At 60.7% G+C, this 17,004-nt stretch carries 14 protein-coding genes, 1 tRNA gene and 1 pseudogene; 11 read left to right on the top strand and 5 right to left on the bottom strand.

What is annotated here, in order from left to right; genetic code table 11:
- Positions 1-30 precede the first annotated feature (30 nt).
- From rpoD to M5B96_RS32665, 5 genes and pseudogenes are all read left to right on the top strand, one after another.
- Entirely contained in the window at positions 31-1,878 is a 1,848-nt protein-coding gene (gene rpoD, locus M5B96_RS04545; RefSeq protein ID WP_248795336.1) for an RNA polymerase sigma factor RpoD, read from the top strand.
- A 120-nt stretch (positions 1,879-1,998) separates the two neighbouring features.
- On the top strand, positions 1,999-5,739 hold the full coding sequence (locus tag M5B96_RS04540; RefSeq protein WP_248795334.1) for a bifunctional diguanylate cyclase/phosphodiesterase: 3,741 nt from the start codon (positions 1,999-2,001) through the stop codon (positions 5,737-5,739).
- A gap of 15 nt (positions 5,740-5,754) precedes the next feature.
- A tRNA-Ile gene (locus tag M5B96_RS04535) sits at positions 5,755-5,831 on the top strand.
- A 367-nt stretch (positions 5,832-6,198) separates the two neighbouring features.
- Positions 6,199-7,281 (top strand): annotated as a pseudogene (locus tag M5B96_RS32670) (methyl-accepting chemotaxis protein); the annotation flags it as partial.
- Entirely contained in the window at positions 7,267-8,139 is an 873-nt protein-coding gene (locus M5B96_RS32665) for a methyl-accepting chemotaxis protein (RefSeq protein WP_412548581.1), read from the top strand. The pseudogene M5B96_RS32670 and the gene M5B96_RS32665, both read left to right, overlap by 15 nt.
- Positions 8,140-8,511: 372 nt before the next feature.
- Here M5B96_RS32665 and M5B96_RS04525 read toward each other — a convergent pair whose 3' ends face one another.
- On the bottom strand, positions 8,512-8,961 hold the full coding sequence (locus M5B96_RS04525) for a GlcG/HbpS family heme-binding protein (RefSeq protein WP_248795332.1): 450 nt from the start codon (positions 8,959-8,961) through the stop codon (positions 8,512-8,514).
- A gap of 92 nt (positions 8,962-9,053) precedes the next feature.
- Here M5B96_RS04525 and M5B96_RS04520 point away from each other — a divergent pair, with 92 nt between their 5' ends.
- The 6 genes from M5B96_RS04520 to M5B96_RS04495 all read left to right on the top strand — a co-directional run bounded on the left by M5B96_RS04520 (position 9,054) and on the right by M5B96_RS04495 (position 14,094).
- The gene (locus tag M5B96_RS04520; RefSeq protein WP_248795331.1) at positions 9,054-9,983 is read left to right on the top strand and encodes a LysR family transcriptional regulator; all 930 of its coding nucleotides are present in this window, start codon (positions 9,054-9,056) and stop codon (positions 9,981-9,983) included.
- A 145-nt stretch (positions 9,984-10,128) separates the two neighbouring features.
- Positions 10,129-10,347, top strand: coding sequence for a DUF4172 domain-containing protein (locus M5B96_RS32660; RefSeq protein ID WP_412548579.1), 219 nt, complete (start codon positions 10,129-10,131; stop codon positions 10,345-10,347).
- Between the two features lie 236 nt (positions 10,348-10,583).
- Entirely contained in the window at positions 10,584-11,045 is a 462-nt protein-coding gene (locus M5B96_RS04510; RefSeq protein WP_248795330.1) for an Lrp/AsnC family transcriptional regulator, read from the top strand.
- Positions 11,046-11,360: 315 nt separating this feature from the next.
- Positions 11,361-13,043: a flavin monoamine oxidase family protein gene (locus M5B96_RS04505; RefSeq protein WP_248795329.1), complete on the top strand. Its 1,683-nt coding sequence runs from the start codon at positions 11,361-11,363 to the stop codon at positions 13,041-13,043.
- Between the two features lie 13 nt (positions 13,044-13,056).
- The gene (locus M5B96_RS04500) at positions 13,057-13,851 is read left to right on the top strand and encodes a carbon-nitrogen hydrolase family protein (RefSeq protein WP_248795328.1); all 795 of its coding nucleotides are present in this window, start codon (positions 13,057-13,059) and stop codon (positions 13,849-13,851) included.
- A 48-nt stretch (positions 13,852-13,899) separates the two neighbouring features.
- Complete coding sequence (locus tag M5B96_RS04495) at positions 13,900-14,094, top strand: hypothetical protein (RefSeq protein WP_248795423.1); 195 nt, start codon at positions 13,900-13,902, stop codon at positions 14,092-14,094.
- Here M5B96_RS04495 and M5B96_RS04490 read toward each other — a convergent pair.
- From M5B96_RS04490 to M5B96_RS04475, 4 genes are all read right to left on the bottom strand, one after another.
- The gene (locus M5B96_RS04490; RefSeq protein ID WP_103497065.1) at positions 14,091-14,411 is read right to left on the bottom strand and encodes a helix-turn-helix domain-containing protein; all 321 of its coding nucleotides are present in this window, start codon (positions 14,409-14,411) and stop codon (positions 14,091-14,093) included. The genes M5B96_RS04495 and M5B96_RS04490 overlap by 4 nt on opposite strands.
- Positions 14,395-14,760: a type II toxin-antitoxin system RelE/ParE family toxin gene (locus M5B96_RS04485; RefSeq protein ID WP_248795327.1), complete on the bottom strand. Its 366-nt coding sequence runs from the start codon at positions 14,758-14,760 to the stop codon at positions 14,395-14,397. The genes M5B96_RS04490 and M5B96_RS04485 overlap by 17 nt, the downstream gene beginning before the upstream one ends.
- 221 nt (positions 14,761-14,981) lie before the next feature.
- Complete coding sequence (locus tag M5B96_RS04480) at positions 14,982-16,265, bottom strand: aspartate aminotransferase family protein (protein WP_248795326.1); 1,284 nt, start codon at positions 16,263-16,265, stop codon at positions 14,982-14,984.
- On the bottom strand, positions 16,262-16,960 hold the full coding sequence (locus M5B96_RS04475; protein WP_248795324.1) for an MOSC domain-containing protein: 699 nt from the start codon (positions 16,958-16,960) through the stop codon (positions 16,262-16,264). Before M5B96_RS04475 ends, M5B96_RS04480 begins: the two co-directional genes overlap by 4 nt.
- Positions 16,961-17,004 lie beyond the last annotated feature (44 nt).

Here is a 17,004-nt window from a genome sequence, read left to right as displayed (position 1 = left end):
CCCGCCAAGACCTTCAGTGGATAGGGTGTTATGTCCGGAAAAGCGCAACAGCAGTCTCGCCTCAAAGAGTTGATCAGCCGTGGTCGTGAGCAGGGTTACCTGACTTACGCGGAGGTCAACGACCACCTGCCGGAGGATATTTCAGATCCGGAACAGGTGGAAGACATCATCCGCATGATCAACGACATGGGGATCAACGTATTCGAGAGTGCTCCGGATGCGGATGCCCTTTTGTTGGCCGAAGCCGATACCGACGAAGCCGCTGCCGAAGAAGCAGCGGCTGCGTTGGCGGCCGTGGAAACCGACATCGGTCGCACTACCGACCCGGTGCGCATGTACATGCGCGAAATGGGTACGGTAGAGCTGCTCACACGTGAAGGCGAAATCGAAATCGCCAAGCGTATCGAGGAGGGCATCCGTGAAGTGATGGGCGCAATTGCGCACTTCCCTGGCACGGTTGATCACATCCTCAGCGAATACGATCGTGTTACCAGCGAAGGCGGTCGGCTGTCCGACGTCCTGAGCGGCTACATCGACCCGGACGATGGCATTGCGCCGCCGGCCGCCGAAGTACCGCCGCCTGTCGATGCCAAGGCGGTGAAAGCCGACGACGACACCGACGACGAAGAAGCCGAAGCCAGCGACGACGAAGAAGAAGCCGAAAGCGGTCCCGATCCGGTCATTGCCGCACAGCGCTTCGGCGCCGTGGCCGAGCAGATGGAGATCACTCGCAAGGCCCTGAAAAAGCACGGTCGCAACAACAAGGCGGCGATTGCCGAACTGTTGGCCCTGGCCGAGCTGTTCATGCCGATCAAACTGGTACCGAAGCAATTCGAAGGCCTGGTCGAGCGTGTTCGTGGCGCCCTGGATCGCCTGCGTCAGCAGGAACGCGCCATCATGCAGCTGTGCGTGCGTGATGCCCGCATGCCGCGTGCCGACTTCCTGCGCCAGTTCCCGGGCAACGAAGTCGACGAAAGCTGGACCGATGCCCTGGCCAAAGGCAAGAGCAAGTACGCCGAAGCCATTGGTCGCGTACAGGCCGATATCGTCCGTTGCCAGCAGAAGTTGACCGCGCTCGAGACCGAAACCGGCCTGACCATCGCCGAGATCAAGGACATCAACCGTCGCATGTCGATCGGTGAGGCCAAGGCCCGCCGCGCGAAGAAAGAGATGGTTGAAGCGAACTTGCGTCTGGTGATCTCCATCGCCAAGAAGTACACCAACCGTGGCTTGCAATTCCTCGACCTGATCCAGGAAGGCAACATCGGCCTGATGAAGGCGGTGGACAAGTTCGAATACCGTCGCGGCTACAAGTTCTCGACCTATGCCACCTGGTGGATCCGTCAGGCGATCACTCGCTCGATCGCCGACCAGGCCCGCACCATCCGTATTCCGGTGCACATGATCGAGACCATCAACAAGCTCAACCGTATTTCCCGGCAGATGTTGCAGGAAATGGGTCGCGAACCGACCCCGGAAGAGCTGGGCGAACGCATGGAAATGCCTGAGGACAAGATCCGCAAGGTATTGAAGATCGCTAAAGAGCCGATCTCCATGGAAACCCCGATCGGTGATGACGAAGACTCCCATCTGGGTGACTTCATCGAAGACTCGACCATGCAGTCGCCAATCGATGTCGCCACCGTTGAGAGCCTTAAAGAAGCGACTCGCGAAGTACTCTCCGGCCTCACCGCCCGTGAAGCCAAGGTTCTGCGCATGCGCTTCGGCATCGACATGAATACCGACCACACCCTTGAGGAAGTCGGTAAGCAGTTCGACGTGACCCGTGAGCGGATTCGCCAGATCGAAGCCAAGGCGCTGCGTAAGCTGCGCCACCCGACGCGAAGCGAGCATCTACGCTCGTTCCTCGACGAGTGATACCAAAACCCCCGGCTCGCCGGGGGTTTTGCTTTCTGCAGATTCCCCCTCTCTCTATCCGCCACCCGCGCGCCGCCCGTCTACACTCGAATCATCCCTCCGAGCCATAACGAGACCGTTATGCCCAGACTGACGGCCCTGCTTCTGTTGTCGCTGCTTACCTGGACCGCAACGGCTGGCGCGTTGAATCTCACCGATGATGAACGTGACTGGCTGAAAGCCCACCCGCAGCTGCGCCTGGGTGTCGATGCCTCGTGGCCGCCCTTCGAGTTCAGGGGCGAAGGCGGCGCCTACCAGGGACTGGCGGCCGATTACATCCACCTGATCGAAGACCGCCTGGACATCAAGCTCAGCCCCATCGAGCCAGTGAGCTGGACCGAGGTGCTGCAAATGGCCAAGGCCGGCCAGGTCGACCTGCTACCCGGCATCATGTCGACCCCGGAACGCCAGACCTACCTGTCCTTTACCCGTCCTTACCTGGACTTTCCGATTGTTATCCTGGCCCACGAAGGCGGTGCCAAACCCCATAACATGAAAGAGCTGTATGGCTTGAAGATCGCCGTGGTGGAGAACTACGCGCCCCACGAGCTGTTACGCAGCCATCACCCGGACCTCAACCTCGTGGCCCTGCCCAACGTCAGTTCGGCCCTGCAGGCCCTGGCCACCGACGAAGTCGACGCTGTCGTCGGCGATCTTGCCTCGAGCGTCTGGAGCCTGCGCCAGCTCAAGCTCGAAGGGCTCTACGTCAGCGGCGAAACACCCTATCGCTATCAATTGGCCATGGCCGTGCCGCGAGATCAGAAAATCCTCGTGGGGATTCTCGACAAAGTGTTGGCCGACATGAGCGTCGCCGAGACCGAGGCGATCCAGAAACGCTGGGTAGGCAACGTCCTGATCAATCCCACGTTCTGGAGCGACCTGCTGCTCTACGGCCTGCCTGGTTTCCTGCTGCTGGTCAGCGTGCTGGTGGTGGTCATCCGCATCAACCGTCGGCTGAGTTCGGAAATCTCCCGGCGCGTGGCTCTCGAACAGGAACTGCGCAGCAGCGAATACCATTATCGCGGCCTGGTGGAGAGCCTTTCGGCCATCGCCTGGGAGGCGCGCCTGGACTACACCTACACCTATGTCTCGCCCCACGCCGAAGCTTTGCTCGGCTATCCGCTGGCCCATTGGCTGATCCCCGGCTTCTGGCGCAGCATCACCCATCCCGCCGATCTGACCCGCGCCCAGGCTTTCTGCGATACGGAAATCTTCGAAGGCCGCGACCACACGCTCGACTATCGGGTGATCAGCGCCGATGGCCGCACACTCTGGGTGCGCGATCTGGTCAGCCTGATCGAACATGACCATGAACCGCTCATTCGCGGGCTGATGATCGACATCAGCGAAATCAAACGCACCGAAGAGGCATTGCGCCTGTCCGAGCAAAAGTTCGCCTCGGTCTTCCGGCAATGCCCGGACATCCTGGTCATCGCCCGCCTGTCCGACGGCTGCCTGCTGGAAGTCAACAAAGCCTTCGAGGAACAGATCGGCCTGCAGGGCCGCGAGGTGATCGGGCATACCGCCACAGAACTCAACATATGGGGCATCGACGGTGTCGGCGCGGGACTGTTGCAACGCTTGCAGGGCGGCAGTATCCGCAACCTGGAAATGCCCTTCAGACGCAGCAATGGCCAATTGTTTACCGGGTTGATCTCCGCCGAGCCCTTCGAGCTCGACACCACCCCGGCCCTGGTGGTGGTGGTCAGGGATATCAGCCAGCTCAAGCAAACCCAGCAGCAACTGCAGACCTCCGAAGAAAAGTTCGCCAAGGCCTTCCATGCCTCCCCCGATGGCTTGCTGCTGAGCCGGCAAAGCGATGGCCTGCTGCTGGAAGTCAACGAAGGCTTCAGCCGCCTTACCGGCTACAACGCCGCCACCTCGCTGGACCGTTCTACCCAGGACCTGGGCATCTGGGTCAACCTGAACGAACGCAAGCACATGCTCGAACTACTGCAGCGCGATGGTTTCGTCCGCGACTTCAGTTGCCATATCCGTCGCAACGACGGGCAGATCCGCCTGTGCGAACTCTCCAGCCGGCCGCTACCGATCGGCGGCGAGGACTGCATGCTGACCATCGCCCGGGACATCACCGAACGCCACGTCATGCAGGAAAAGCTGCAACAGGCCGCCACCGTCTTCGAAAGCACCGCCGAAGGCGTACTGATCACCGACACCCAGCAACACATCAGCGCAGTCAATCGGGCCTTCAGCGAAATCACCGGCTACAGCGAAACCGAAGCCCTCGGCCACACCCCACGCCTGCTTGCTTCTGGCCAGCATGACAGCGCCTTCTATGCCGCCATGTGGCACCAATTGACCGCCGAAGGCCATTGGCAAGGCGAGATCTGCAACCGGCGCAAGAATGGCGAGCTCTACCCCAGCTGGCTGACCATCAGCGCCGTACGTAACCGCGATAACATCATCACCCACTTCGTCGCCGTGTTCGCCGACATCTCCAGCCTGAAACATGCCCAGGCGCGTCTGGACTACCAGGCCCACCACGACCCGTTGACCGGACTACCCAACCGTACCCTGTTCGAAAGCCGCTTGCTGGCCGCCCTGAACAACCAGGCCGAGAACGGCGGCCAGGGCGCGGTGCTGTTTCTCGACCTTGACCGTTTCAAACACATCAACGACAGCCTTGGGCATCCGGTCGGCGACCTGTTGCTCAAGGGCATTGCCATCAGGCTCAAGGAACAGCTGCGAGACATAGACACCGTGGCCCGCCTGGGCGGCGACGAGTTCATCATCCTGCTGCCGGGCCTGCAGCAGGCCAGCGATGCCACGCACCTGGCCAACAAACTGCTGGGTTGCTTCAGTGCGCCGTTCCAGGCTGGTGAGCACGAGTTCTTCATCAGTGCCAGCATCGGCACCAGCCTCTACCCCAAGGACGGCAGTGACGTCGCCACCCTGGTCAAGAACGCCGACGCGGCGATGTACCGCTCCAAGGCCAAGGGCCGCAACCGGGTGGAAAGCTACACCCGCGACCTGACGGCCCAGGCCAGCGAACGCGTAGCCCTGGAACACGAATTGCGCCGGGCCATCGAGCGCGAGGAACTGCACCTGCTCTACCAGCCCAAGATCAGTCTCGACAGCGGCCACCTGGTGGGGGCCGAAGCCTTGATTCGCTGGCAGCATCCGACCCTTGGCGAGGTGCCACCGGAGCATTTCATTCCACTGGCCGAAGAGAACGGCATGATCCTGCAGATTGGCGATTGGGTACTGGAGCGCGCCTGCCGGCAGATGCAGCGCTGGAACAGGACCCATGGCGACTTCGGCCCGCTCTCGGTCAACCTCGCCGGCGCGCAGTTGCGCCAGCCGAACCTGCTCGCGCGGATCGAGCAGTTGCTCAGGGACTACCGGCTGGAGCCGGGTTGCCTGCAGTTGGAGATCACCGAAAACTTCATCATGAGCCAGGCCGAGGAAGCCCTGGAGGTTCTGCATCAGCTCAAGCGCCTGGGAGTGCAACTGGCCATTGATGACTTCGGTACCGGCTATTCGTCACTGAGCTACCTCAAGCGCCTGCCATTGGATGTGCTGAAAATCGACCAGTCGTTCGTGCGCGGCCTACCGGATGATCCCCACGATGTCGCTATCGTCCGTGCCATCATCGCCCTGGGCCGCAGCATGCAGTTCACAGTGATTGCCGAGGGTGTGGAGAACCAGGCACAGCAGGCGTTCCTGGCCGCCGAGGGCTGCGAACAGATCCAGGGCTACATCGTCAGCCTGCCGCTACAGGCCGAGGAATTTGCCGCAACCTTTCTTCATATGCGGCTTTCGGAGTTTTCGGATAGCCCCCGCGAGAAACCATCGCTATAATTCGCGGCCTACTGAGGGCCTATAGCTCAGTTGGTTAGAGCAGAGGACTCATAATCCTTTGGTCCACGGTTCAAGTCCGTGTGGGCCCACCACCTTTGAAAGCCGCGCAGTGCGCGGCTTTTGCGTTTCTGGCAAAGCGAACTTTCCAGCGCGGAAAACTGCCCCCTTCCTGAAAGAACACTGCGGGCCGACCACAATGGCGTGGCCGATGTGGCAAGCCGTGAGAATTTTGCCTTCGCCCCCCACCTACCTTGCCCACCCTTGATGGTGCTCGCCACCCACGGAACACCAGACCCGGAATGCAAACAGGGCCGGCAGTGCGAGCAAATCCTCGATCTGCCTAGCCGACTAAAGTCGCTCCCCATCCCCCTGCAGTTCCCCCGGGGTATGGCTTATATTGCCCCGCTTCAACCAAACACGGCCTGTGCCAGCAAGTTCGCAGCACTTTAAGGAAAGATAATGTTCAGAAGTTTCAGCCAGGCCCTGAGTAATATCGGTGTCAACGCCAAGCTTGCCTTGGGCTTCGGCCTGCTGTTGTTGATGACTTTGCTGATTGCGCTGACCGGCTGGCACAGCACCGCCAACATGATCGAACGCAGCAACAAGATCAGTGCCATCGGCACCTTGAGTTCCCTGACCAACGATTTGCGCGCCAAACGTCTACGCTACCTGGCTGATCGTAACGAACAGAACAGCGCAGCCGTGTCACTCGTACTGGACCGTATCCAGGAGCGTCAGCGGTCCCTGAGTGGCGCACTGAGTATTCCGGCAGACCTGCAGCTTATCGAGGAACAAGGCCGCATCGTCGGGGACTATCGGACCCACTTCAACACGCTTGAGCAAACCTTCAAAGAGCGTGAAGCCTCGCTCGCGAAGTTGGTACAGAGCGCAGCGCAAATCACCGACGCGCTCAATGAAGCCACCCAGGATCTCGTTAACGCCCCAGCGGTTGAAGGACAAGACGAACATCTGCGTCTGAGCCAGTTTCAAGCCACTAGCTTGCTCGCCGTACATATCCAGCAGGCGCGCATCGTGGTGTACGGTTTCATCTACAGCAATGATCCGAGCAAAGAGCAAGGCGCCCTGGCCAGTATCGACCAGATCACCAGCGAACTGCTCAAGGTTCGCGCCGCCGCCGCTCAACAACAAGGCATCCTGACGCAAGCGGAACACCTGCTGCAACAGTACCGTAAGGATGTGCAGAACTATGCCGCGCAAGTACACACCAGCCTGGAAACGCTCGATCAGATGGCGGCGTTGGGCGTCAGGCTTGAAGACCTTAGCCAGAAGCTCATGGACAACCAGAGCCAGACGCGGGATAGCGAGGCGGAAAGTGCCCGCCAATTGCTGATGATCAGCACACTGCTGGCATTAGCCCTGGGCATCCTCGCGGCCTGGTTTATCACCGGGCAGATCGTCCATCCGCTGCTGGAAACCCTGAAAGTCGCGGAGCGTATCGCGGGCGGGGATCTCAGCCACGATATCAAGACCGCGCGACGTGACGAGCTGGGCCAATTGCAGCGCAGCATGCAATACATGACGGTGAGCCTGCGCAAGCTGATCGAAGGCATCAGCCTGGGCGTCACCCAGATTGCCAGCGCAGCGGAAGAGTTGTCAGCTGTTACCGAGCAGACCAGCGCGAACGTGAACAGCCAAAGAGTCGAGACGGATCAGGTCGCGACCGCCATGAACGAAATGGCCGCCACCGTCCAAGAAGTGGCACGCAATACCGAAGAAGCCTCAAATGCCGCCGCGGCTGCGGATACAGAAGCGCGCGCCGGTGAAAAAGTGGTCGGTGAAGCGATCGATCAAATTGAGTTACTGGCCATCGAAGTCGGCAACTCCACCGAAGCGATGAATCTTCTGGAGTTGGAAAGCGAAAAAATCGGCGGCGTGCTCGACGTGATCAAAGCCGTGGCTGAACAAACCAACCTGCTGGCACTCAATGCGGCCATTGAGGCCGCGCGAGCCGGTGAAGCCGGACGCGGCTTTGCGGTCGTGGCCGACGAAGTCCGAAGCCTGGCCCAGCGCACGCAAAAATCCACCGAAGAAATCGAGGGGCTGATCGCCGGCCTGCAAAGCGGTACCCAGAAAGTCTCGGCGGTCATGGAAAGCAGTCGTGTCCTGACGGATAACAGCGTCGACTTGACCCGTCGCGCCGTGACATCGCTGGAAAGCATCACCCGCACGGTGTCGACGATCCAATCGATGAACCAGCAGATTTCCGCCTCCGCCGAGCAGCAGAGTGCCGTGGCCGAGGAGATCCATCGCAGCTTGCTCAACGTGCGCGACATCTCCGAGCAAACCGCGGGTGCCAGCGAGGAAACGGCGGCCTCCAGTGTCGAACTGGCCAGGCTGGGCCACGAGTTGCAGGAAATGGTCAGCCAATTCCGCACTTGAGAACAAGCCAGCACCTGAGCGGCATGACCGAGTGCTGGAACAACAGCCACCGAGAGCGGTGGTTGCTAATGGAAATTGCTCTTCATGCTTGCACGGCTGGCTGAGTAGTCTGAAACCCAACGCAGCATGCGCCACTTCAATCAAGTGGGCGCTCGTCTAATCCCGCTGAGGTGTGATGGGGTGAGGACGAGGGCTCGACAATGAACATAGACTACCGGGTAGATCCTGATGAAACCGAGCCCGCGCAACTGACAAAAATATTGAGCGGCGGCAAACAGGCGGCGCGCAGAATCAAACAAGCACAGATTCTGCTGGCCGCCGATGTCGGGATCAGTGATGAAGAGATTATTCCTCCAGACCAGCGCCCAGCCCTTATTGCAGCTCGAACCCCTGGCTTTTCAAAGCGACGACGCAAGCATCATGATCCTGTTGCGCGTTACCGCCCGAGATGCCGATTGCTCCGACGACCTCAGCATTGAGAATGATTGGGTAGCCACCGCCGACCGCGACAAGTCGAGGACGATGCGCCAGTTGGGCGACCTGCCCATTCTCGAGGATCTCGTTCCACTTCTGCGTAGCCAAGCCGAACGACGCGGCGGTCCAAGCCTTGTCGATGGCAACCTCAGCAGTCAAAAAAGCCGCTTTGTCGGAACGTTCGAAAGCCTTCAAGTGACCGGCTGCGTCAGTAATGGCGATCGTAACCTCGATGCCGATATCGCGGCAGGCCGCGCGTGCGGCATCGATCAAGGATAATGCGGCGTCGCGGGAAATGGTCGAGATGGCGACCGTTTGGCGGGACTGGGTGATTGCAGGTGCGTTCATAGTGCCTCCGATTGCGTGGCAAGTTGTCGTGAGGCGAATTCTGTATTGGTAAGATAAAATTGATAAGGCCCATTCACGGCTATTACTTTCAAATGAAAATTGAAAATATCGGCGACCTGGTGGTACTGGTATATACGGCGCGCACTGGCAGCCTAACCGGGGCGGCCAAGGTCATGGGGGTGACCCCGGCAGCCGCTAGTGCGATGCTCAAACGGCTGGAAACACAGTTGGGTACACGCTTATTCGAGCGCTCGACACGCGCCATGCGTTTGACCGAGCAAGGCCAGACGCTACTTGAATACGCGAGCCGCGCATTTGACCTGGTTGCGGAAGGGGAGGCTCAGGTAGCGGCGGAGCATACGGGCCTGGTTGGAAAGTTGCGCGTGGCGGCGCCTTCCGATCTGGCCCGAACCACGTTATTGCCCTGGTTCGATGAATTCCTTGCCCTGCATCCAGCTATCGAGTTCGCCCTGGCAGTCGGGGACCGAACACTCAATGTCATACAGGATGAAGTAGACATCGCCATTCGATACGGCAATCTGGCGGATTCTCGTATGGTTGCACGCCCGCTATTGATGCAAAGGCCTATCGTTACGGCATCGCCCGAGTATTTGAGACGGCATGGTACGCCCATGACCCCGCTCGATTTGGCGCAGCATAACTGCCTTGTATTTGGCCGTGGCGGGCAGGAACACCGTCTGTGGAAGTTCTCCAGGAATGGTAAGGACATGCAGGTGCGGGTGAGTGGTGACCGCTGCGTCGACGACGCATCCCTCGCCCGCGAATGGGCCATCGAGGGCGCTGGCTTTCTATTCAAGACCCCGCTCGAATTACTACCAGAACTAAGGGCAGGGCGTCTGGTACGTGTCCTGCAGGACTGGGAAACCGATCCCTATCCCTTGCAGGCGCTGCTCCCGAGTGGGCGGTTCGTTCCAAACCGGGTGCGCGTCTTCGTGGCATTCATCTCCGACAAGTTCAACCAATCGGCATTCGGCGAGCATATAACAGCGCCACGTGACTGACAGGACATTGGCTTTAAATGTGACGTATACCGAACCTTTTTGAAAAACCAAAGCCGCTAGACGATGGGCGAATAAATTACACAATCGGCTCACCATATGAGCCGAATATGCCATTTATTCGGCTCACGCTCATGCGGAGTCCTCTATGAACGATCTGCGTCACTGGATCTGGCAGCAGCCCGACGGGCCTCATTTCACCTGGCAGGAAAAGGCCCTGACGCCGCTGCTGCTGAAATGCGTGTACGCCCAGAGACGCCTGCTCGGCATGACCGCCGCCATAGGACCCGCTACCAGATTCCCGGCCTGTGCGGCACTACCACCTGACAAGGAATATAACTCCAAAGGAATTTTCCATGGTTTCTGATCTGAGACAATGGAGGCAAACAATGAGAAACAATAAGATCAGAACCGAGCTCTATCTTGACGTCCTATTCCTGTTCTTCGTGGTGCAAGCGGTCAGCCGACCGATTCATAGGGCTATCCAGCTATTCGGCTCACACCAGGTAGTGCAGTCCCCGAACGAACGCTTCGAATCCCACCAATGCATCCGAGTCTGTAACATGTGGGGTGTCTTCAACACCCGCCACCGGAGCCCCAACCTTGTCCGACACCCGCCCACTCGCCCTCGACGAAATCGACCGTCAGTTGATTTCCGCCCTGCAGATCAATGCCCGCGAAAGCGTGGCGATGCTGGCGCGGCAGCTGGGGATTGCGCGTACCACGGTCACCTCGCGGCTGGCCCGCCTGGAAAAGGCCAAGGTGATTACCGGTTATGGCGTGCGCCTGGGTCAGCGAGTGGTTGATGGCGGTTTGCAAGCCTATGTCGGGATCACCGTCCAGCCGCGTTCTGGCAAGGATGTGGTGCGGCGTCTCAGTGCCATGGCGCAGATCCAGCAACTCTGTGCCGTGAGTGGCGAGTTCGATTATGTAGCGTGGCTGCGCAGCGATTCGCCGGAACAGCTGGACCAGTTGCTCGACCAGATCGGCAGCGTTGAAGGGGTGGAGAAGACCACGACCTCGATCATTCTCAGTAGCAAGGTGGATCGGGGGCAGCCGGTTTAAACCCACCTTGCAGATAGCGTCTTGCCCCTGGGCCCATAACGCCAGTCGAACGCGGTCATTGTAGGAGCCGGCTTGCTGGCGATAGGGCCAGTGAGTCTTGCATCGCCCGGTCGGACGCTATCACCGGCAAGCCAGCTCCTACAGGATCGCGTCAATTCGAATAATAGCTTCGTCATAAAGCATCGCTTTCAGTCAAAACGACGACACTTTGCGTCTTATTAACGCACTCCCCGCTCCCTACAATGGCCTCAGTCTTTTCCTATCTATACTCCAGCCGGACACTCCGCCCGGCCCGAGTCGCCAGCAAGGTCAGCCATGAACAAGAACAATCGCCATCCTGCCGACGGTAAAAAACCCATCACCATCTTCGGCCCGGACTTTCCGTTCGCCTTTGACGACTGGATCGAACACCCGGCCGGACTGGGCAGCATCCCGGCGCAAAACCACGGCGCCGAAGTGGCGATTGTCGGTGCCGGGATCGCCGGGCTGGTGGCCGCTTACGAACTGATGAAACTGGGCCTCAAGCCGGTCGTCTACGAGGCCTCGAAAATGGGTGGGCGCCTGCGCTCCCAGGCCTTCGAAGGCGCCGAAGGCATCATCGCCGAACTCGGTGGCATGCGTTTCCCGGTGTCCTCCACCGCGTTCTACCACTACGTCGACAAGCTCGGCCTTGAGACCAAGCCCTTCCCCAACCCGCTGACCCCGGCTTCCGGCAGCACGGTGATCGATCTCGAAGGCGAAACCTACTACGCCGAGAAACTCGCCGACCTGCCCGCCCTGTTCCAGGAAGTGGCCGACGCCTGGGCCGATGCCCTGGAAGACGGCTCGCGCTTCGGCGATATCCAGCAGGCCATTCGCGACCGTGACGTGCCGCGCCTGAAAGAACTGTGGAACACCCTGGTGCCACTGTGGGACGACCGCACCTTCTACGACTTCGTCGCCACCTCCAAGGCCTTCGCCAAGCTGTCGTTCCAGCACCGCGAAGTGTTCGGCCAGGTCGGCTTCGGCACCGGCGGCTGGGACTCGGACTTCCCCAACTCGATGCTGGAAATCTTCCGTGTGGTGATGACCAACTGCGATGACCACCAGCACCTGGTGGTTGGTGGCGTTGAACAGGTACCGCTGGGCATCTGGCGCCATGTACCACAGCGCTGCGCCCACTGGCCGTCCGGCACCAGCCTGAGCAGCCTGCACCATGGCGCGCCACGCACCGGCGTCAAGCGCATCAGCCGCGACGCCGACGGCCAGTTCGCGGTCACCGACAACTGGGGCGATACCCGTCACTACGCCGCCGTCCTCGTCACCTGCCAGAGCTGGCTGCTGACCACCCAGATCGAATGCGAGGAATCGCTGTTCTCGCAGAAGATGTGGATGGCCCTGGACCGCACACGCTACATGCAGTCCTCGAAAACCTTCGTCATGGTCGACCGCCCGTTCTGGAAGGACAAGGACCCGGAAACCGGTCGCGACCTGATGAGCATGACCCTCACCGACCGCCTGACCCGCGGCACCTATCTGTTCGACAACGGCGACGACAAACCGGGCGTGATCTGCCTGTCGTATTCGTGGATGAGCGACGCCCTGAAAATGCTCCCGCAGCCCATCGACAAGCGGGTGAAACTGGCCCTCGATGCACTGAAGAAGATCTACCCGAAAGTGGATATCGCCGCGCGCATCATCGGCGATCCGATCACCGTGTCCTGGGAAGCCGACCCGCATTTCCTCGGTGCCTTCAAAGGCGCCCTGCCCGGCCACTACCGCTACAATCAGCGGATGTACGCGCACTTCATGCAGGCCGAGATGCCGGCCGAACATCGCGGCATCTTCATTGCCGGTGACGATGTATCCTGGACCCCGGCCTGGGTCGAAGGCGCGGTGCAGACTTCGCTCAACGCCGTGTGGGGCATCATGAACCACTTCGGTGGACGCACCCACGCCGAGAACCCGGGACCGGGCGATGTCTTCAATGACATCGGCCCGATTGCCCTGGCCGACTGAAAGGAACGCGCTTGTGCAGATCGCTCTCTATCAATGCCCGCCGCAACCGCTGGATGTCGCGGGTAACCTGCAGCGCTTGCAGCGCCTGACCGGTGAAGCCCGCGGCGCGGATGTGCTGGTACTCCCGGAAATGTTCCTGAGCGGCTACAACATCGGCGCCGAAGCGGTCGGGGCCCTGGCCGAAGCCAGCGATGGCCCCAGCGCACAACATATTGCCGCCCTCGCCCGGGCGGCGAACATGGCGATTGTCTACGGCTACCCGGAGCGCGCCGAGGACGGCCAGCTCTACAACGCGGTGCAACTGATCGACGCCCAGGGCCAGAGCCTGTGCAACTACCGCAAGACTCACCTGTACGGCGACCTCGATCATTCGATGTTCAGCGCCGGCCCCGACCACTTTCCGGTGGTGGAACTGGGCGGCTGGAAATTCGGGCTGCTGATCTGCTACGACGTCGAGTTCCCGGAAAACACCCGGCGCCTGGCCTTGGGCGGCGCCGAGGTGATCCTGGTGCCGACGGCCAATATGGTGCCGTTCGATTTCGTCGCCGATGTCACCATTCGCGCCCGGGCCTTCGAGAACCAGTGTTTTGTGGCCTACGCCAACTACTGCGGCCATGAGGGCGACATCCAGTACTGCGGCCAGAGCAGCATCGCCGCGCCGGACGGCAGTCGCCTGGCCCGTGCCGGCCTGGATGAGACCTTGATCGTCGCCACCCTGGACCGTTCGCTGATGCAGGCCTCCCGGGCCAGCAACCGCTATCTGCTGGACCGCCGTCCGGCGCTCTATACCGGGCTGAGCCAGGACTGAGCGGGCGTTATCCGCTAAAATGGGCGTTCCTCTTCCAAGGAAACGCCCATGCCCCTGCCAACCGCCCCCGACTCCGAAGGTCCAGCGTCCTCGAACGAAGCCGGGGAGCTGGTGCAAACACCGCCGCCCGTACCGCCCTCGGAACCCGCCGAGCGCGCCGGCCTGATTCGCGGACAAACCAGTGCCCACCGAGGGCTGCGCACCTTCGCCCAGGACCGCTCACGCAATCGCCGCGAACGCTAGGCCAATATCTGCAGGCCGTATTTCTGCACGATGCTCAGCAACTTGAGCGCCATGCCACTGGGTTGCTTGTCACCCGCCTCCCACTGCTTCACGGTCGAGGCACTGGTGTTCAGGTAACGGGCGAAAACCGGTTGGCTGACATGGTTGCGCTCACGCAATTGCTTGATCTGCTCCGGCGCGATTTCATCCGGCACCTGCGCCAGGCAGGACTCATCGAACTCGCGCATGGTCGCCTTGCTGATCGCGCCAATGGCCTGCAACGCGCTGGCGGACTCATGAATCGACTCCAGCGCCTCGCTTTTAAATGTCTTGGTCATGACCTATCTCCACAAACGCTTTCATTTCCAGTAGCTGTTGGACCTGCTGCTCACTGAGTCCCTCATAAGCCTTGGCCAACGCCTTGAAGGCACTGAGCTCCTGCGCCGTGATATTGCTCTGATCGATTTTGGCGAACAGAAACTGGAAGACCCAGTAACAACGCCCCCTCGCCAATACAATGGAACGATGGCGGTTCTCGTTGAGGCGTTTCTTCCAGACACCGCCGCCCAGATTATCCGCCCGACCACTGATGACTTCTCTCATAGCCGCGACCAGCGCTGCATCGGTGATCAGTGCCTTTCTCGCATCGACGCTGAAGCGCCGGGTTTTGAAAAACCTGTATGGCATGGAAATCCTTCTCCGTTAAACATGCCACTTAGTGGTATATAAATTCAAGTCCGTCACACACCTCGTTGGCCGGACTCCTGGAGGAACGTCCTTGTGCGAAACAGTGCGCTTGAGCGCCGCCGACAAAAAAAACGCCCCGTGCCAAAAGAGTCAGGCACAGGGCGACGCGTTATACCGCGAGACGGTTCGGGAATTAGTTGAAGAAAAAGAGTCGGTCAGTGTCAGACGGCAATACCTTTGCGACACTGCACCTGGGCGGTTCGCACTCGGGAAAAGGCATGGGCCAGGCGCTGCAACATCTCGTCGATGTCGCTCTTGCTGACGTTCAGCGCCGGAGAGAAACGCAGGCAGTCGGCTTTCGGTGCATCGAGCAGCAGCCCTTCCAGCAGTGCGGCCTTGACCAGCGCATCGGCCGACTCGTCAGCCAGGGTCAAGCCCCAGAGCAAGCCGGTCCCGCGCAATTCTCCCTGTGCATAACGTTGCGCCAGACGCGTCAGCCCTTCACGCAGGTACTGTCCGGTTTCACGCACCTTGCTGAGAAAATCACCCGCGAGCAGCGTCTCCAGCACCGCCAACCCGGCGCTGCACATCATGGCATTGCCGTGATGACTGCCACCGATTTCGCCTGGTGCAAAACAGCCCGCCTTGCCCCGCGCCAGCAGGGCGGCCAGCGGCACGCCGCCGCCCAGGCCCTTGCCCAGGGTGATGATGTCCGCCTTCACCCCATACTGCTGCTCGACCAGCAAGGTGCCACAGCGCCCCATGCCGGTCTGCACTTCATCCAGGATCAGGAGGATGCCCAACTCACGGCATAGCCGCTCGACGCCCTTGAGGTAGTGTCCGGTCGCCGGAATCACCCCCGCGGCACTCTGGATCGGTTCCAGCATGATCGCGACGGTCTTGGCGTCCACGGCCGCATGCAAGGCCGGCAAATCATTGAACGGCACCTGGCTGAAGCCCGGCAGGCGGGGTTCGAAGCGATTGTCGAAGGCATCCGGCGCCGACGCCGCGAGGGCACCGAAACCGCTGCCGTGACAGGCATTGCTCAACGAAATGATCCGCGACGCGCCACCGCGATACAGCTGCCCCCATTTACGCGCCAGCTTGATCGCCCCCTCACAGGCTTCGGAGCCGCTGTTGAAAAAATGCACCTGGTCGCAGCCGGTGCTCTCGCACAATCGCTGAGCCAGATTCAATTGCCCCTGGTTATGCAACCCGCCGCCGACGTTGATCAAGCCATAGGCCTGATCGGACAAAGCCCGGGCCAGCACACCGGGACTGTGGCCCAGACTGTTGCTGCCACCGCCCTGGCTGAAATCCAGGTAGGCCTGACCCTGCGCATCCCACACCGAGGAGCCCTGGCCGCGCACGAACACCGGGGCAGGGCGCTCCGCCGCCGGCATCAGGTAGGCATGGGTGACACTGTCACGCCGGGTGGCTTGTCGATACTCGGCCGTCAAGTCATCGAGACTCGGCGCGGTGCGCCGCAAGCTGAACAGGTTCATGCGCGCAGCCCTTCCAGAGGCAGGCCGAGCAGCCGCGCCGACCAGTCTTCGACCCGCCCGCTGCGCAGGCGCTTGATGGCCGTATCGCGCCAGCGCGAGGACAGCGCCGGACAATCCACCAGTTTCTTCAGCCCCGCATGCTCCAGGGGCTCCTGATAGAAGGCATGCAGCGCCCAGGCCACGGTCAGGCCGGGGTAGCTGCGCTGAATCAGTTCGAAGGGTTGATCGGCGCTGACAAACCCCGACTTCAGCACCCGATAGAACCAACCGCAGCGCCCTGTGTCCTGGGCTTCTTGCGGCAGCTCCGGCAATGTCCCGAGGCGGCTGAGGCGATAGCAGGCCGAGCGCGGTTGACTGACCTGCAACAACGCGCCGCCCCAGCGAAACAGATCGCCCAGGCAGACCTGCTCTTCGCTCAGGCCCCGCGTCGACAGATTCTCGCCAAAGGCCGGTGCCGCCCAGTCGAGTTGTGGATAACGTTTGCGCCAGTAGGCGTAATGCTCGGCCGGGTAGTGATGCAGCGCCCGTTCCGGTCCGGTATGGAAGCGCGGATCGCCATGCTCGTCACTGCCCAGGCCCTGTGGCCACAACCAGAGCCGGTTGGCAACCCGGTGTTTATCCGTATCCCCCACCAGACCCTGGCCGAGATTTTTTGCCTTGCCTATGTAAACACCGTCCACGTAAACAGTATTCATCGCACGCTATGGCCCTGTAAGCCCTTTTAATTGCGGGTAGACTA

The sequence above is a fragment of the Pseudomonas sp. MWU13-2105 genome, assembly GCF_023242315.1.
In the GTDB taxonomy this organism is placed as follows: domain Bacteria; phylum Pseudomonadota; class Gammaproteobacteria; order Pseudomonadales; family Pseudomonadaceae; genus Aquipseudomonas.
The sequence above is the reverse complement of the archived record's forward strand: the minus strand, read 5'-3'. Positions and strand labels throughout refer to the sequence as shown.

Coding starts and splice junctions, on each gene's coding strand:
- M5B96_RS04520 (WP_248795331.1), top strand. CDS start 9,054: ATGAAAATTGAAAATATCGGCGACCTGGTGGTACTGGTATATACGGCG.
- rpoD (WP_248795336.1), top strand. CDS start 31: ATGTCCGGAAAAGCGCAACAGCAGTCTCGCCTCAAAGAGTTGATCAGC.
- M5B96_RS04525 (WP_248795332.1), bottom strand. CDS start 8,961: ATGAACGCACCTGCAATCACCCAGTCCCGCCAAACGGTCGCCATCTCG.
- M5B96_RS04475 (WP_248795324.1), bottom strand. CDS start 16,960: ATGAATACTGTTTACGTGGACGGTGTTTACATAGGCAAGGCAAAAAAT.
- M5B96_RS04540 (WP_248795334.1), top strand. CDS start 1,999: ATGCCCAGACTGACGGCCCTGCTTCTGTTGTCGCTGCTTACCTGGACC.
- M5B96_RS32660 (WP_412548579.1), top strand. CDS start 10,129: ATGAACGATCTGCGTCACTGGATCTGGCAGCAGCCCGACGGGCCTCAT.
- M5B96_RS04485 (WP_248795327.1), bottom strand. CDS start 14,760: ATGCCATACAGGTTTTTCAAAACCCGGCGCTTCAGCGTCGATGCGAGA.
- M5B96_RS32665 (WP_412548581.1), top strand. CDS start 7,267: ATGCAATACATGACGGTGAGCCTGCGCAAGCTGATCGAAGGCATCAGC.
- M5B96_RS04490 (WP_103497065.1), bottom strand. CDS start 14,411: ATGACCAAGACATTTAAAAGCGAGGCGCTGGAGTCGATTCATGAGTCC.
- M5B96_RS04505 (WP_248795329.1), top strand. CDS start 11,361: ATGAACAAGAACAATCGCCATCCTGCCGACGGTAAAAAACCCATCACC.
- M5B96_RS04495 (WP_248795423.1), top strand. CDS start 13,900: ATGCCCCTGCCAACCGCCCCCGACTCCGAAGGTCCAGCGTCCTCGAAC.
- M5B96_RS04480 (WP_248795326.1), bottom strand. CDS start 16,265: ATGAACCTGTTCAGCTTGCGGCGCACCGCGCCGAGTCTCGATGACTTG.